General features: G+C 34.7%; 14 protein-coding genes. 2 read left to right on the forward strand and 12 right to left on the reverse strand.

Features of this window, described 5'->3' with window-relative positions; genetic code table 11:
* Together RM519_RS13495 and RM519_RS13500 are read left to right on the forward strand one after the other, a co-directional pair.
* Positions 1-1,594, forward strand: a 1,594-nt coding sequence (locus RM519_RS13495) for a hypothetical protein (RefSeq protein WP_311594356.1), incomplete at its 5' end; no start/stop codon positions are given.
* Positions 1,595-1,637: 43 nt separating this feature from the next.
* Positions 1,638-2,186 (forward strand): SGNH/GDSL hydrolase family protein, encoded by a 549-nt coding sequence (locus RM519_RS13500; protein WP_311594357.1) that lies wholly within the window; start codon positions 1,638-1,640, stop codon positions 2,184-2,186.
* 6 nt (positions 2,187-2,192) lie between these two features.
* Here the strand turns inward: RM519_RS13500 and RM519_RS13505 are convergent, their stop codons facing one another.
* The 12 genes from RM519_RS13505 to RM519_RS13560 all read right to left on the reverse strand — a co-directional run bounded on the left by RM519_RS13505 (position 2,193) and on the right by RM519_RS13560 (position 17,130).
* Positions 2,193-3,407: a hypothetical protein gene (locus tag RM519_RS13505; protein WP_311594358.1), complete on the reverse strand. Its 1,215-nt coding sequence runs from the start codon at positions 3,405-3,407 to the stop codon at positions 2,193-2,195.
* A 64-nt stretch (positions 3,408-3,471) separates the two neighbouring features.
* Positions 3,472-4,245: a hypothetical protein gene (locus RM519_RS13510; protein WP_311594359.1), complete on the reverse strand. Its 774-nt coding sequence runs from the start codon at positions 4,243-4,245 to the stop codon at positions 3,472-3,474.
* A gap of 14 nt (positions 4,246-4,259) precedes the next feature.
* Entirely contained in the window at positions 4,260-4,937 is a 678-nt protein-coding gene (locus RM519_RS13515) for a hypothetical protein (protein ID WP_311594360.1), read from the reverse strand.
* An 88-nt stretch (positions 4,938-5,025) separates the two neighbouring features.
* Positions 5,026-6,132 carry a hypothetical protein gene (locus tag RM519_RS13520; RefSeq protein WP_311594362.1) on the reverse strand — a complete coding sequence of 369 codons (1,107 nt, stop codon included), beginning with the start codon at positions 6,130-6,132 and terminating at the stop codon, positions 5,026-5,028.
* A gap of 44 nt (positions 6,133-6,176) precedes the next feature.
* Positions 6,177-6,944: an outer membrane beta-barrel protein gene (locus RM519_RS13525; RefSeq protein ID WP_311594363.1), complete on the reverse strand. Its 768-nt coding sequence runs from the start codon at positions 6,942-6,944 to the stop codon at positions 6,177-6,179.
* 7 nt (positions 6,945-6,951) lie between these two features.
* Entirely contained in the window at positions 6,952-7,473 is a 522-nt protein-coding gene (locus RM519_RS13530) for a T9SS type A sorting domain-containing protein (protein WP_311594364.1), read from the reverse strand.
* Positions 7,474-7,555: 82 nt separating this feature from the next.
* A complete protein-coding gene (locus tag RM519_RS13535) occupies positions 7,556-8,134 on the reverse strand; it encodes a DinB family protein (protein WP_311594365.1) in 579 nt (192 codons plus the stop codon).
* A 4-nt stretch (positions 8,135-8,138) separates the two neighbouring features.
* Positions 8,139-9,725: an efflux transporter outer membrane subunit gene (locus RM519_RS13540; RefSeq protein WP_311594366.1), complete on the reverse strand. Its 1,587-nt coding sequence runs from the start codon at positions 9,723-9,725 to the stop codon at positions 8,139-8,141.
* Positions 9,726-9,727: 2 nt separating this feature from the next.
* Complete coding sequence (locus tag RM519_RS13545) at positions 9,728-12,895, reverse strand: efflux RND transporter permease subunit (RefSeq protein WP_311594367.1); 3,168 nt, start codon at positions 12,893-12,895, stop codon at positions 9,728-9,730.
* 2 nt (positions 12,896-12,897) lie between these two features.
* A complete protein-coding gene (locus RM519_RS13550) occupies positions 12,898-14,049 on the reverse strand; it encodes an efflux RND transporter periplasmic adaptor subunit (RefSeq protein ID WP_311594368.1) in 1,152 nt (383 codons plus the stop codon).
* Positions 14,050-14,147: 98 nt separating this feature from the next.
* Complete coding sequence (locus RM519_RS13555; protein ID WP_311594369.1) at positions 14,148-15,590, reverse strand: glyceraldehyde-3-phosphate dehydrogenase; 1,443 nt, start codon at positions 15,588-15,590, stop codon at positions 14,148-14,150.
* Positions 15,591-15,729: 139 nt separating this feature from the next.
* Positions 15,730-17,130, reverse strand: a complete 1,401-nt coding sequence (locus tag RM519_RS13560) for a trypsin-like peptidase domain-containing protein (protein WP_311594370.1) — start codon at positions 17,128-17,130, stop codon at positions 15,730-15,732.
* Between the last annotated feature and the right edge of the window lie 95 nt (positions 17,131-17,225).

A 17,225-nucleotide genomic window follows, 5' to 3' on the forward strand; every position in this document is an offset into this window, starting at 1 on the left:
ACAAGATGCTGCCATTGCTCTAAATACGGCTAAAACAGGAATTACTGCCGGACAAGCCGCTATTATTGCGAATACTTCTGGAACAAATACTGGTGACCAAGATATTTCTGGTATCGCTACAAATACAACTAATATTGCAACTAATACAGGAAATATTAGTGGTAATGAAGCCGATATTATAGTCCTTGACACTGCAATTGGGGCTATTGAAATAGAACAAACTGCGCAAGATGCTGCTATTGATTTGAATACAGCCAAAGCTTCTGAAAGTACTACGGTGAGTGATACTGCGGAATTAGACTTAACTTTAACAGGAACAGATATTACTGCCGATATTTTAGCGAGCAGCATTGACGAAACCAAACTAGACGCCTCAGTTAATGCCAGTTTAGATTTAGCAGACACTGCCTTACAATCTTTTACGGAGGCTGATACCTTTGATTCAGTAACATCAAGAGGTAATACAACTTCTAATGACATTTCTGTGAGAGGAGCTACAGTTGGTGTAAATGGATTGAACATAAATGGAGATACTACCATAGGAAGTGCCTTGTTTATGCCCAGTTATTCTCCAGGTTCTGGCAGAAATTTAGTTAGTATTGGTCAAAATGGGGGGCAAGCATATGGTACTACTGATAATTCTTCTAATTGGAATACGGCATTTTCATGGGGTAATCATGCTACAGAAGGCTATTTAACATCTTTTTCTGAATCTGACCCTACATTCATTGCGAGTCAAGCAGTAAATATTGATGCTACTGATGTTACAAATCTTGGAAACCTATCTGGAACGAATTCTGGAAACGTAACAATTAATGGAGCTAGTGAGGGGTCTTTTATTACTCTTTTAGGGCAAGAGTTAACAGTTAACAAAGTTCCTTTAAGTGAAATTGCTTTTTCCGCTGCACAAACTACTGCCATAACTAACATTTCTGGAACTAATACTGGAGATCAAGATATTTCTGGAATTGCTACAAATGCAACTAATATTAGCGGTAATGAAGCTGATATTATCGTCCTTGACACTGCAATTGGGGTTATTGAAACTGAACAAACAACTCAGAATTCCGCAATTGGTACAAATGCCACTGATATTGCAAATTTGTTAGAATCTGTTAAAACAAAAGCAGTGCATAGTAATAATTCAGATATCACTACAAATTTAAACAGTACAAATGGAGTATTTGATCAGTTGATCCCTATTTTTGGTAATAACCAATTTATAGGAAACACCGGGAATCTAGAAAATAGTTCTAATGAATATTTTACTGTTGCATCAAATATTTTAACGGTTCATTTTACCGGTAGAATAATAATTGATGCTAATCTATACATGGAAGCCGCGGTTAATAGGGCTTCTGTTCAAATGAGAATTAAAAAAAATGGAACAACAGAAGTAGGACCTATTGCTTCATCGGGTTATATTAGAAACGGAAATGGCCATACGGAAAGTTCAGTTCATATCTCTGGTTTTATTTTATCTGTTGTCCCTGGTGATGAAATCTCTTTCTATGCCAAAAGAGCTGCTGCAGCCGGAACCGTTAATATGACTTCTGAAACATCTTCTGTATCAATTATAAAATTAATTGACTAAGTTAAAATACATACTAATCCTTTTGTGCATTTCTTCAAATCCAATGGTAGACGCACAAAACAATTCAACCATACTTTTTATTGGAAACAGTTTAACTTACACCAATAACTTACCTCAACTGGTAAAAAAAGAGGCAAAGAAAAAAGGTGTAAAAATAAAATCAACTGTACTGGCAAAACCAAATTATGCCATTGTAGATCATTTAAATGAAGGTTCAGTTCAAAAAAAATTAAAGGCTAAAAATTACGATTATATCATAATTCAACAAGGACCTTCATCGCAACCAGAAGGCAAAAAACTGCTTATAGAATCTGGTATTGCAATTAACGCACTGATAAAGGGAACAAAAACGAAGTTGGTATATTTTATGGTTTGGCCTTCTATGGCCTACTATCAAACTTTTGACGGCGTCATTAAAAACCATAAAGATGCGGCGAAATTAAATAATGCACTTCTCTGCCCTGTTGGAGAAGAATGGAAACAACATTTTGATGCAACTAAGAACTTTGATTATTATGGACCGGATGGTTTTCATCCATCACTAAAAGGAAGTAAAAAAGCCGCGGAAATTATAGTTAAAACCCTATTCTAATAAAATCTACTGCCTCCAAGCAATCTCAACCAATACTTGTGGATAATCGATGCTGGTACCTACTAAATAGCACTGTAAATAATCACCTTCGTTAAAATCAACATCAATTGACACGTCATGTGCTCCTTGACTAGAATTTGTAACAACTAACGATGCAATATTTGTTGTATCATCATTTTTTCTAATGTGAATAGTATAATTCTGATTCGCATTTCCCTGCACTGTGATTGCAGTTATAGTGCCATCTCGAATCATGCGCCAACCGTTTTGACTTGATAACGCACCATTGAATTGCCTTAAGTATTGGTTTGAGGTATTATTACTGTTTCTTCCCCAACCAACCATATTTCTGTCTACACTTAACCACTTAGTTCGAGTAGCATCATAGGTGTATAGTAATCCATCAGCTCCTACATGAAACTCTCCGGAATTTGTACCTGTTGGTGTTGTTGCATTTGGTCTTAATCTCAACGGTACCTCGTTGTTCGATGTTGGATCCACATCAAGCATAGCATCCGGATTTCCAGTATTAATGCCAACGTTTCCACCTTGTTCTAAAAACAGTCTGTAATCTGCAATATTACTTTCTACAAAATTTAACCCATTTCCAATAATATTCCAATGCCATAACGGATTACCACTAGCATCTTGAAATGCTAAAATATCATTGCCATTAGCTCTAATAACTAATGGATGATCATTGAATGTCGGAGCTTGATTAATTAATACTTGTCCTTTTGTTCCGAATAACCTAAGTTTTTCGATGTTATTGGATCTCAACACAAAGTCTTGTGTATCTGTTGTTCCTAAAAATTCTGTAGCTGGATTAGAACCAGCATTTCCATCTCTAGACCAAAAGTTATTTCCAAGCGCAAGCCAGGAAGTACCATCCCAAACATTAACAGAAGTAGGAACGACAGAAGTGTTGAACCAAATATCTCCAGACACAGGAAAGGAAGGAGCCGTATTATTACTTGTTACATTATCTATATCTTCTAACTCAACCCATACCGTTCCAGTATATACTTGAGATGTACTATTTCCAGTATTAAACCAAATATCCCCTTCTAATGGCGTTATGGGAGCGGTTGCAGAACTATAGACTTGGTTATTTCTAATCGTGTTAATCGTTCCTTTATTATCTATAACGCGAACCTCTTGCGCGTTGACCTTCAAAAATCCATTAAAAATAAAAAATAGAAGTAGGAAACTTCTATTCAAAAAATAAATGTTTATGTCTTTTATTAGCATTTAAATATTAACTTTTTCAGTGTATAAAGATACACTAATTAAGTTTATGAACAGTTATTCCTGTACCTTCTGCTAGGGTTTCAAATTGTCTATTATTTGGTCCTTCAAACCTTACCGCATGTAAACTCAAGGCTTCACCTTCCGAAAAGAATTTTATTAGAGATCTACCAGCAGTACTTGTGCTTACATTACCTGAACTATTATTGGCAGTATTATTTTGTCGATGATAACTATAGGAATCTGTACCAGGCTCTCTATTTCCGTCTATCTGTAATTCAACTCGAGCAGTGGTTCTTGTTCCGTCTCCGGCCTCTGTTCTAAAAGTGGCATGATATGCAACTTTATAATAACCATCTTCTGGAATTACAACTTCATCGCTAGTTATAGAGGCAAAACCAACATTGGTTCTTTCAATACTAAGATTTAATTTAACCAATTGATTGTTTACTCTCTGCCCTCCAACATCGTCATAAACATCCATTATTCTAAGTGCTTTGTAGGCTCCACTATCTGTACCTGCTGTAAGGGCGTTATTTACATCTGTACTTACACCTCCTACTATTATCCATCCATTTCCATTCCACGTCTTTGCAATAACATTAGTTGTATTGGTAGTATCGAACCAAACATCGTTCATTAGTGGAGTTAAAGGTGCTGTATTAGAAGTAGTAACTTGGTTATTTCTAACCGTATGTATAGTTCCTTTATTATCTATAACATTAACCTCTTGTGCCTTAGCATTCAAAAAGAATACCAAGGCACAGGTTAAAATTATAATACTCCTTATTTCTGCAAAGGAACTATTCATTTTATAAATCTAGATTATTTAATCCATTGAACTTCAAAGACATCACCATTATATCCTTCTCCTCCAATATTTGCTACAACTACTTCTACAGTACCATCTGTAGGTACAGAATAATCACTAAATTCTCTAAGTTTAACACCATTTCTATAAACAGAAACTCTACTAATATTTGTTGTTGTTAGAACTCCTGGAACAGGGATTGCAATATCTGAAGAAGTATCCGCTCCTAAATCATGATCTACTAAAACCACATCGATAAGGTCTGTTGCTAAAATATTTTTAACTTGACCATCTGATTCATCACGAACTAATAAAGAATAACCAGTTCCTCCAAATGCTGTGGCAGCACCTTCAGCATCCGGTAAAAGCCCATCAATTACAAAAGTACCTCCTCCAGCACCGTCTACTGTAATCTTAAACTCATTAGTTCCTGTTGCAATATTCGTATCATCAACTAAAGTTCCTCCTAACTGAAATGTCGTAGTCGTTTTTTCAGAGGTAGTATTTGTTATTGTTGTGATACCATTATTAGATTGAACATACTTAATCGTACCTTTGTTATCAATCAATTTAACTGCTGAAGCAGTTGTCGCTTGATCCGAAGATGATTGAGCATTAGCATTTCCAATTGCCATCATTAATACTGCAGCAATTCCAAACTTAATTGTGTTTTTAAAATAATTGTTTTTCATTTTCTTTGGGTTTAATTTAATTGATTTTAATTTACTTAATTTTAATTTACTTGTGTTCATTTTATTAATTATTTAGGGTTGATTAATTCTAATTTAATTGTACTATTCTTATTTGATCGCCTTGGTAACACCTAGCATCGAGTTCTATTTCAATTGTTGTTGCATTTATCAGTCTAAAACTTATTCGAACTCCATTTCTATACACATCTAATTTATTTATATTGGATATTGTCCATGGCGTAGGAAATAACAATTGTCCTTCTGTCGCATTTAACACAATTTCGGTTCGCTCATATAAACTAGACATTGACTTTTTCTTTAGCACACCGGTATTTTCTTCTAAAACAAGCAGTTCATCATTTAAAGAAGTACTATCCTCTAAACCAGTAATGGCCAAGGTGTTTACCAAATCTGTATTAATAAATGTAGGTTCTATTAGGTCTCCACCTAATTTTATATTGTTACCATCCAAAGTAAGTCCGTTAGAAACTGTTGTGTTTTCTGGTGCTACAGAAATCCAAACCGCTCCATTATAAACTTCAATACATTCACAGGCTTCATTCCAAACTTGGTCACCAACAATTGCAGCACTAAACAATGAATCTCTTTCTGCCGCATCTGCAACAGCAATTAAGCCAAATTCGTTGGTAGGATCCAAATCATTTGTTACCGCAATCCATTCTATTCCGTTATAGATATATAAAACGGGAACATTATTTGTTGCATCATTTTGCACCCATGCCAAATCTCCTTGGGTATAGGTATCGGTTAAATCCGTTAAGGTATTTACAACAGTAACTCCGCCACTTCCTCCACCAACAGACGCTGGATGTGGAATATAAAGTATGCGTTGCCTGTCTAAAAACTCAAAGCCATTATTAGAACTGTGAATATTAATTTCAACATTTAAGTACTTAAGTTTTCCATCCCAAATAATATCACTAAAACTGGTATTAATTGGTCTTCCTTCACCAACAATTAAAGACACCATCCCATTTTCATCTGTGGTAACAGTTTGTTCTTCTATATATTCCGTTCTAAATTCATTTTCAATTGCAAAACGGAAGGTTACTTCGGTCAATCCTAAAGGCACCTGATTTTCTTTTACATCAGTCCCTGGAATCTGAATAGGCTCATTATTTAAAATGAGCGCCTGATAATTAAATCCAGGAGTTTGTGCATACGTGTAAGACATACTCAGAAATAATAAAAGGGGCAATATGTATTTTAGGATCTTCATTAATCGTTTTCTCCTTTATTTTTAGTACCCTCTTCTTCTTCCGTTGTCGTTGTAGTTGTCGTTGTTGTGGTTGTTTTCGTTTCAGTTTTCTTAACAGGGGCTTTCTTCTTCTTTTTACTTAAAGTGAATAATACCCCTACACGAATAGATCTTGCATCTAAACTATAGGCTTCTCCTTCATTTGAATCTTGATTCGCCTCTTTAAAACTCGTCGCAATATTGTAATTGATATAACAAGCAATTTTCTTATTTACTTTGTATTCTAATCCAAATCCTCTATGGAATCCCATCAATCCTTTATCCATAGTATTATCATTGTACAAATCCACACGCTGATCCATATATTCATTTGTACCAGAAACAAGCCAATCGTGAAATAAATGCACATGCCCTTGTAGTCCAAAGTTTTTCCAACGCAAAACATCTACCTTTAATCCAACTTTTGCTCCAACATATGATAAATTGTAGGTTGTTGGAATTCGAATTTCACCAGCAATAAAAGCCGTTCTAATTTCGTATTTATGATAATGCAAACCGAGATCAAACTTTACGCGCTGTTTATAAAGATCAAACCTAATACCACTTTCTAATAAAGGTTGTTTTACTTTTGAAAAACCAGAGTCGTCTAACGTGTTTTCACCTTCACTATTTTCATAATCTAAGAAGGTAGCCGAACTAAAGCCAGATCCTACAAAAATTTCTTGTGAATGGGTGTTTACCGTAAAAACGAATAACACTAAAGTTATAATATATTGTACTTTCTTCATTAACATGTTATTCTCTGACTTTCAAAATTTTTCTTGCAAAAGTATCTTCACCACTAACAATATGTAAAATATACGATCCTATGATTATATTTTCCATTGGAATAATAACACTATCACTAGCGCTGTATTTTTTATATTTCAACACCTTTCCATTTAAATCAAAAACTTTTAAATGAATAGGATGTGCAGTGCTTTCCGAAAAATCAACCTTTACATACTCTACAAAGGGGTTTGGAGAAACAACAATTTCCAATCTCTCATCAATATTTTCAATTCCTGAATTGTTTAATTTAAAATATCTAGTACTATTTAAAAAACCTTGTTGAACAACCATTTTACCAGTTTTAACAGTACCTATAATACTGCTTTGACCAATACTTTGAAGGACTGTATATTTATTACTAGATAATGCTACTGTTGAAGAACTCACAGTAGTTATTGTAGATTTTAGGGGTCTATTTTCTTCTTGCTGCCCATAGGCACAAAAAGTTATTAGTAAAATAGATAAGGGGTTAATTATTCTATTCAATTATAACTTTGTTATTTAGCTAAAATATTACTTTTTTTTCATTTTAATAAAAAAACTATAGATAATCTAATAATGTCCCCTGCTAATTCCTCACTTTTCCGTTAAAAAAACTAGGTTTTGAAAGCATAGGATTACCTGCGGCTCTGCGTAAGACGACTAACTGACCACAATGCCATACAGCATCTTCAATGGGGCCATTGATATTATTCCAAAACGGAATTACGCGATCTCCTTTTTCCGATTTGAACACGATATTAAATTCGTTTAGATCTGTTTCGGTTTTTAGAATGTCACTTGCCGTTTTAACGTTATTTAAAATTTCCGCTCGCATTTCAACATAAGACAATTCAGGGTACTGAATTGCATTATCATTAGGTTGTTTTAATGCGCTATTCACTACAATTCTAGACAATCCTAGAATATGACTTACTGTTTCTATATAAGTCCTCCCCTCTTCGCTGGCTTTATAAGATAATTCCTTTTCAGTTATACCTTCGGTTGCCCAGTAAAATCGAAAGCCTAAACCGTCCAACATTCGAGCTGTTACAGTTCCGGCTGTATATTCTTCATAGTTTTCTGTTATTTCGTAATAGGGTAATTTATCTTGTCCCATACTGCTTAATGTTAAAATACAACATATTAATACTACAAAATGTTTCATGTTTTTATTTGTTTTGTCTGTCTTCCTTCTTTTGTTGACGCTCTAACTTTCTTTGTGCTTTCTTCGCATCCTTTCTGGCCTGCTCTTCTTCTTTGCTAAGCACCAAGTCAACTATTTGACCATTATAGAATAAAGAATCTTTATTTATGGTTGAAACATCAACTTCTTGCTCGTCTGCCAATTGCTGTGCATATTTATCTATTTCAGATTGTGATATCCAACCACCTCCTAATGATTTATATAAACTAACATGTGCATTTAACAGAGATTGGAAATTTTCAGAATATGATAATTCCGCATCAAATTCTTGACGCTGATTTTCAATTACTTCTAAATAACTTGTAACCCCTTCAATATATCTTCTACTAGATAGGTAACTGGCATTATTTGCTGCACGCATTCTATCTTCTTTAGCCTGCAACTCATTTACCAGGGTTTCAATTTCCACCAATGAATTATTTACATCTTGTAATGATGTCAAAACGGTATATTCATAGGTTAGCAATGATTGCTTCGCTTTTTCTCTTTCTATATCAACTCTTCTTGCATTTTTCCCAAACTGAAACAATGGTCCCGTAATACCTGCTGAAATTCCCCATCCTAAACCATTATCTAATAAAGTAGAAAGTTCTGTACTCCCTGTCCCTAATAATCCGGTTAAACTAATTGAAGGAAAACGCATAGCTTGTGCAACACCTATATATGCATTTTGGGATCTGTAATTTTGTTCCGCTTGTAATACATCTGGTCTTCTTAATAATATATCAGAAGGAATTCCATTTGGCACTTTTTTTGGCAAATCATATTCTTTAAGATTTGCATATGTTTCGATAGATTTAGGTGATTCGCCTAATAATACGCTTAGATTATTCTCTGTAAATGCAACAAATCGTTTTAATTGAGGAACTGCCGATTGTGCAATTGCTTTCTGAATTTGTGCCTGATTTACATCAATAACATGTGTATACCCTTGATCGAAACGTGCTTGAATAATTTGCAGAATACTATCTCTACTTGCATAGGTTTTCTGGGCTATTCCTAGTTGGGTTCTATAATCTAATAAGTTGAAATAATTTGTTGCAACTTCAGTAATCACCGCAATTTGAACTGCACGTTTACCATAAAAAGAACTTAATAAGTCCGCTTTTGCCGCCTCATTTGACCTTCTGTATTTTCCCCAAAAATCAATTTCCCAACTCGCATTACCCGTTACAGAAAATGTACTTGCCGGATTTGTAGGAACGCCCAATAACATATTTGTTCTATTAGCAGCGCCGTTATAATTTATGCTAGGTTTATTATCTGCTTTTTTAAACTTTACATTTTCTCTAGCCTGCTCTACCCTACTCGCTGCAATAAGAACATTCTTATTATTAGCTAAAGCCTTAACTACAAGCGTATCTAAAATTGGATCATTAAACAATTCCCACCATTTTAGATTTATAATACTATCGGTTTGCTCTGCTCCATATCTAAATGAACTAACTGTATTGATTGGCTCAGGTTTTCTATAGTTTGGCCCAACCGAACACGCTTGAATTACTAAACCAAGAATTAACAGAACGGCTACTTTATATAAATAATTTCTCATATCTAACTATTCAATAATTCTTTTTGTTTTAACATTTCTCGCTCTCTTTTCCGCTCATAACCTGCTATTTTTCCTATAAAAATAAATAACATCGGATATAAAAAGACTCCTAAAAAGGTTGCCAAAGCCATACCTCCTAATAATGCCATACCCATTACTTTTCTTGCCTCCGCACCAGAACCTGATGCAATTACTAATGGAAATACTCCTAAAATAAATGAAAAAGCGGTCATTAATATAGGTCTAAACCTAGATTTTGCAGCAGCCATTGCAGATTCAAATAAACTCAATCCATTTTTAAACTCGTCATTTGCAAACTCAACAATTAAAATGGCGTTCTTAGCCGCCATACCAATAAGCATGACAAAGGATACTTGAGCGAATATATTATTTTCGAATGTTGGACTAATTAATCTTCCTGCCCAAAGTGCAAACAAAGCACCAAATATTGCAAATGGTGTACCCATTAAAATAGCGAATGGTAATGACCAACTTTCATATTGTGCAGCTAAAATTAAGAATACAAACACCAATGAAAAAGTTAAGATTACTCCCAAAGATCCTGAAGCCTTTTCTTCTTGGAACGACATTGCATTCCAAGTATATCCCATATCTGTAGGTAATACTTCTGCTGCAACCTCTTTTAATGCCCTTCGAGCATCATCTGAGGTATAACCTTCGGCTGGTGACCCCGTAATTTCAACTGACCTATACAAATTAAATCTTGTAGTATAATCGGGTCCAGAAATAGGTTCTACTGTAGCAACCGTAGAAAGTGGAACCATACTACCTTTATTATTCTTAATAAAGAACTTATTAATACCTGTTTCGTCTACTCGATATTCTGGTTCTGCTTGGATATAAGTTTTGTACAATCTACCAAACCTAGTAAAATCATTTACATATGCGCCACCCATAAATGCACCTATAGTTGTATATAAATCATTTAAATTAACACCTAATTTTAATGCTTTTTCCTTGTCTATATCTAAAAAACGTTGAGGAACGGTAGCCTGAAAAGTTGTACTTGCACGTCCAATTTCTGGCCTTGCATTTGCCGCTTGAATAAATTTCATAGAATTTTGCGAAAGATATTCTGGCGTATTTCCTACCCTATCCTGCAGCATCATACTAAATCCAGAACCATTCCCAAGACCAGGAATGGCGGGAGGACCAAAAGCAAATACTTGTGCCCCTTTTATTCCAACTGCTAACCTTTTATTGATTTCTAAAATAACTTCATCTGCGGTCCTTTCACGATCTGACCAATCGCTCATTGAAACAAATAAAAACCCAGTATTTGAAATCATGGCGCCTGATAGAATACTATAGCCTGTTGCGGTTGTTACAAATTCAACTTCAGGAACTTCTAATAGTATTTTCTCAATATCTTTAGTAATAACATCAGAACGTTGTATAGATGCTGCATTTGGTAATTGCACATTTACAAAAAAGTATCCCATATCTTCTTCAGGAATAAAGCCTCCAGGTACCAAACTTCCAAAGATTCCGGCTCCGAAAGTCATCAATAAAATAAATACAATAGATCGTTTAATTTTTCTACCAACTATATTCGTAAAACTCATATATGAATCGGTAGTCTTATCCATTCCCTTATTAAATTTAGCAAAAAACCAACCTAAAGGACCTCCATATGGTTTCGGTTCTTTCAGTAATAACGAACACAATGCAGGGCTCAGAGTCAAGGCGTTTACCGAAGATACAATTACAGATACAACAATCGTAATTGCAAATTGCTGGTAGAGTAATCCTGTAATACCGGCCATACCTGCAACAGGAATAAATACTGCGACCAACACTAAAGTTGTTGCAATTACAGGTGCTGTTACTTTACGCATAGCATCTAAGGTAGCCTCCTTAGCGTTCATTCCTTTGGCTATATTTACTTGAACTGCTTCAACTACCACAATAGCATCATCAACCACAATACCAATCGCTAACACCAATCCGAGCAGAGACAATACGTTAATGGTAAACCCTAATCCTGGAAAAAATATAAATGCTCCAATTAATGAAACGGGAATTGCCAAGGTTGGAATTAAAGTAGCCCGCCAATCTTGAATAAAAATGAACACTACTAATACTACCAATATTAATGCAATAATTAGAGTAACTACAATATCTTTAATTCCCGCATCAATCGCTTTGGTGGTATCTAATGAGATATTGTATTCAATACTTTCTGGGAACTCTTGTGCAAGGATTTCCATTTCAGCTTTTATCGTCCCTGCCAATTCCGTTGCATTTGATCCAGGTGCTTGGTATAAAGCAATAATCCCTCCAGTCCTTTCATTCAATCTTGCCTTCATGTTGTAACTTTCTACACCAAGGCTAACACTTGCAACATCTTTTAATTTAATCTGCGACCCATCACTTTGGGTTCTAACCACAATATCTCCAAAGGCTTCTTCGGAATTAAATCGTTCTGGCAAACGAACAGTATAGGTGAACTGCGTTCCGGCAGGCGCAGGCTCCGCTCCAAATTTACCACCTGGAACAATAATATTTTGTTCATTAATTGCCGCTATAATTTCGGGTACTGTCAATCCTAATTGAGACAATCTATCTGGTTTCACCCAAATACGCATAGAATAATCAGACGCTCCTAATACATCAACTCTACCAATTCCTTTAATTCTCGACAGTTTGTCCTTAATATTGATGAGGGCATAGTTTCCTAGAAAATCTTGATCATATCTACCATCAGAAGTTAGTGTCACCAACATCAAAATGTTTGGTAGTGATTTTTGAGTTGTTACCCCCAACTTTGTAACTGATGCTGGTAATTTTGCCGATGCCGCCGATACTTTATTTTGTGATAATACCGTATTCATGTCTGGATCCGTTCCAACATCAAATGAAATATCAATCGCCATTGAACCATCGTTCGCATTTGTAGATTTCATGTAGATCATGTTATCTACACCGTTAATTTGTTGTTCTAACGGAGTAGCAACAGATTCTTCAACACTTATAGCATTTGCCCCTGTATAATTTGCCCTAACTTGAACAATTGGAGGTGTTAAGTTTGGATATTGCTCAATAGGCAAACCTATTAATGAAACGGAACCTACAATAACGATTACAATTGCGATTACTATAGCCACAATTGGTCTATGTACAAAAAAGTTTCCTTTATTTTCAGCCATCACTATTTATTGTTAGTTGATTTATAGTCAAAATCAGTAACCACTGGAATTACCTCCATCCCCGGTCTTGCCTTCTGTAAACCTTCTAAAATAATTTTATCACCAGGCTTTATTCCTTTAGTAATAATGGTAAAACCTGGAATATTTTCACCGGTTTCTACCTGTACTGCTTCGACTTTATTTTCTGGATTTACCACTAAAACCGAATACTTACCTTGCAATTCTGACAAACATTTTTGTGGAACAATTAATGCATCATTCAATTCGGTTATTTTAATTTTAACTCTAGCAAACTGACCGGGGCGTATTAAGTTTTTCGGATTTGAAAATGTAGCCTGCAATAGTATTGTTCCGGTAGACGAATCCACATTTCTATCAATGAAATCAATACTCCCAATTTGATCATATAAAGAACCATCAGAAAGAATTAACTTTACTTCAACCATATCATCTCTGTCTCCTATTTTTTTAGCCGATTCAGTTGCGTACGTTCTCGCTGCTCTTAAATACTCATTTTCTGAAAGAAAAAACTGAACTCTTATCGATTCAATATCTGATACCGTATTTAAAATTACAGGATTAGGGTCCTTCCCTACAAATTCTCCTTCTCTAGCTAGAGTGCGCCCAATAATACCATCAATTGGGGCCATTATTCTAGTATAGCTCAAGTTAATTTCTGCAATCCTTAAGTCGGCTTTTGCGGCATCCAAAGCAGATATGGAAGCATCTCTTTGCGCTTGCGCCATATCTAGTTCTCTTTGACTTACCGCGTCTATTTCCGCCAATGGTTTTATTCTATTCAAATCACTTTCTGTTTGTACCAAGACCGTTTCTGCCTGAGCCACCATACTTCTTTTAGCCGCAACAGCCTCAATAAATGGAGCTGAATCAATTTCGTATAATAAATCTCCCTTTTTAACTCTCGTACCCTCGTTAAAATGAATATCTTCTAAATACCCATCGACTCTCGCTCTAATAGGGATGTCTTTTTCTCCATAAATCTGCCCAACAAATTCTTCATAAATCGGAACTATCTTAGGCACAACTTGATATACTTTTATATTTTGAGGAGGCATTTGCTTTTGCTCATCTTTTTTTTCGCAAGAAAAAATACTGAACACAAAAACGAATAGTACTAAATATTTATAATTCATCTGGATACAATTAAATTAAATTTGAGGCAATTTTAAAAGTAAAAATAAAAAAAACCGAGCATTTCTGCTCGGTTTAATCTATTTATTTAGTCTTTACTCTAGTAATAAGTAAAACGCTTCACTTTTGAAATGTGCTTTGCCAATCTAATTACTTGATGACTATACCCATATTCATTATCATACCAAACATATAAAATTGCATTTTTTCCTGAATCATCTACAATAGTCGCATTGCTATCAAAAATTGCAGGCGCTGATGAACCAACAATATCAGAAGATACTAATTCATTGTTCAAAGAGTATTTCAATTGCTCTACAAGGCTACCTTCTAAAGCATACTTTTTCATTAAGTTATTCAATTTCTTTACAGTTGTTTTCTTATCTAACTGAAGATTTAAAATAACTAAAGACCCATTTGGGACAGGAACTCGAATAGCATTTGAAGTCAACTTCCCTTCTAAAGATGGCAAAGCCTTGGAAACTGCCTTACCAGCACCTGTTTCTGTTATTACCATATTCAAGGCTGCTGCTCTACCTCTTCTATATTTACTATGCATATTATCCACCAAATTCTGGTCATTGGTATACGCATGAATTGTTTCTAAATGCCCACAGATAATTCCGAGATTGTCTTCTACTACTTTTAGTACAGGTGAAATTGCATTTGTAGTACAAGATGCTGCAGATACGATATCTGTAGTATCTGGATTTACATTTAAATGATTTACACCATAAACGATATTCTCAATTCCCTTTCCTGGAGCAGTTAATAATACTTTTGAAACACCTTTAGAGACCAAATGTCTATTTAAAGCCTCATTATCTCTATATACACCCGTGTTATCTATAACCAAAACCTCACTAATACCATAGTTTGTATAGTCAATATCTTCCGGAGCATTTGCTGAAATAACTTTAACAGTGGTACCATTAATTATTAATGCGTCATTCTTCACATCAATACCAACAATACCAGAAAAATCGCCATGAATAGAATCATGTTTTAAAAGCGACGCTCTTTTTTCCAAAACAGATTTTGTGATCTGACCTCTTGTAACAATTGCCCTAAGTCTTAATTGTTGTCCGTTTCCAGTTTTACTCATCAACTCTCTAGCAACCAAACGACCAATTCTTCCGAATCCATACAAAACAACATCTTTAGGTTGAATCGTATTTGTGTTTTTAGCATCCTTTAACTGAACACTTAGGAACTTATACATATTGTAATCATTTGCATCGATTTGATACTCGTACACCAGCTTACCAATATCTAATTTAGATGGCGGCAAATTCAGTTGTTTCAATGATTTAACGAGTTCTACAGCATCAAAAATTGAGATTGGTTTTTGCACAAATTCCGACGCGTATTCTAACAAGTTTAAAATTTCACTAACATTACGGTCTATAAGTTGATTTCTAAATAAGACTAACTCAATAGTCTCATCATACCATAAATCACTTACAAGCTTAATAAATTCAATAGAAGCACGCCTTCTATCTGTTTGAAAAGTAAGCTCTTGTTCATAAGTTGCTACTGTCATTTTTTAAGAATTAAGGTTTAAAAATTTTTTGCAAATATATAAAACCGAAAACGTTTTCGAGTTTATTTTTAGAAAAATAAAAACCCAGTAAAATTTACTGGGTTTTTAACTGATTTCAAGCTTTAAACTTCTAGTCATATCAATTAAAAATATACCGTTCTGTCACTCCATTTTCATCTAACACTTCCAATACAATTCGTTGCTCTCTTGCGGCATTTCTCATGGCCGTTTCAGCATCATCTACATCTAAAATTTTTGAACCGTTTATACTTTTAATTACTTGCCCCTCTTTCAATCCTAATCGCACCAATTCTTTATTTGCAATTTGATTAATTTTTACACCGCTACTTAAATCAAAATCTCTCGCTTCGGATTTACTTAATTCCTCTAAACTCAGTCCTAATTGACCAAAAGCGGTCCTGATATTCTTATACAGTTTTACTGGAATAACCTTTTCAGACCCATCTCTAATAATCGTAAATTCAACTACATCATCTGGTCTCTTTGTTTTTAAAAAGCCACTCAAATCTGCAAAGGTTGCCACTTTTACGTTATTTGCTTTTACAATGATATCGTCTTCTAATATACCTGCAGCCGCTGCACCTCCATCCGGTAGCACATTTGTAATTATAACACCTTCTGTATTATCTACATCATATTCATTATGGTTCTCACCGTTTAACTCCATATAGTTAATACCAATAAATGCTTTCTGAACATTCCCAAACTCCATAATATCTTCGATTACCTTTTTAGCAATATTAGAAGGAACTGCAAATGAATAACCTATATAAGAACCTGTTGTTGAAGTAATCATAGTATTTATACCAATTAGTTCACCTCTTGTATTTACCAAAGCCCCTCCGCTATTACCAGAATTCACAACCGCATCAGTTTGCAAGTAAGAATCTGTTTTTCCACTTCCGAGCAAATCTCTTCCTTTTGCACTTACTATTCCTGCAGTCACAGTTGCTGTTAAGTTATAAGGATTTCCGACGGCTAATACCCATTCACCTACTTTAACTGCATCGGAATCTCCAAAAGTTACATAAGGCAAATTCTGAGCATCTACTTTTACAAGTGCAATATCATTAGTCGCATCTGTTCCAATCAATTCTGCCTTGTACGTCTTTTTATCGTTTAAAGTAATTTCTATTTCCGAGGCACCGTCTATAACATGATTGTTCGTAATTATATAGCCATCAGAAGACACAATTACTCCGCTACCAATACCAACTTGCACCCTTTCTCTTCCTGAACTTCTTCCATAAAATAGTTCTTCAATGGGGTTCGTTGTTTTATGAATCGACTTGTTTTTAACATGCACTACAGATGTCAACGTTTGTTCCGCCGCCATTGTAAAGTCAACAGTGTTTATTGGGTTCAAATTTGCATTAAAATTTGTGGGGACTGTTTGAAATTTCTGAATTGATGCTACTTCATTCATAGCCAATGGCTCCTCTTCAAACAATTTGTATGCACCTAACGTTAGTGCACCTCCTAAAGCCGACACTACGACTAAACTTAAAATTTTCTTCATGGATAACTAAGATTAATTTACAAAAAATAACACTCAAATTTATAAATTTATTGTGCATAGAGAAACAGATTAACGGAATTTTAACAACCGAACAT

It is taken from the genome of Urechidicola vernalis, from assembly GCF_031846385.1.
Classification (GTDB): Bacteria; Bacteroidota; Bacteroidia; order Flavobacteriales; family Flavobacteriaceae; genus Urechidicola; species Urechidicola vernalis.

Coding starts and splice junctions, on each gene's coding strand:
- RM519_RS13555 (WP_311594369.1), bottom strand. CDS start 15,590: ATGACAGTAGCAACTTATGAACAAGAGCTTACTTTTCAAACAGATAGA.
- RM519_RS13535 (WP_311594365.1), bottom strand. CDS start 8,134: ATGAAACATTTTGTAGTATTAATATGTTGTATTTTAACATTAAGCAGT.
- RM519_RS13560 (WP_311594370.1), bottom strand. CDS start 17,130: ATGAAGAAAATTTTAAGTTTAGTCGTAGTGTCGGCTTTAGGAGGTGCA.
- RM519_RS13500 (WP_311594357.1), top strand. CDS start 1,638: ATGGTAGACGCACAAAACAATTCAACCATACTTTTTATTGGAAACAGT.
- RM519_RS13540 (WP_311594366.1), bottom strand. CDS start 9,725: ATGAGAAATTATTTATATAAAGTAGCCGTTCTGTTAATTCTTGGTTTA.
- RM519_RS13550 (WP_311594368.1), bottom strand. CDS start 14,049: ATGAATTATAAATATTTAGTACTATTCGTTTTTGTGTTCAGTATTTTT.
- RM519_RS13515 (WP_311594360.1), bottom strand. CDS start 4,937: ATGAAAAACAATTATTTTAAAAACACAATTAAGTTTGGAATTGCTGCA.
- RM519_RS13525 (WP_311594363.1), bottom strand. CDS start 6,944: ATGAAGAAAGTACAATATATTATAACTTTAGTGTTATTCGTTTTTACG.
- RM519_RS13510 (WP_311594359.1), bottom strand. CDS start 4,245: ATGAATAGTTCCTTTGCAGAAATAAGGAGTATTATAATTTTAACCTGT.
- RM519_RS13545 (WP_311594367.1), bottom strand. CDS start 12,895: ATGGCTGAAAATAAAGGAAACTTTTTTGTACATAGACCAATTGTGGCT.
- RM519_RS13520 (WP_311594362.1), bottom strand. CDS start 6,132: ATGTCTTACACGTATGCACAAACTCCTGGATTTAATTATCAGGCGCTC.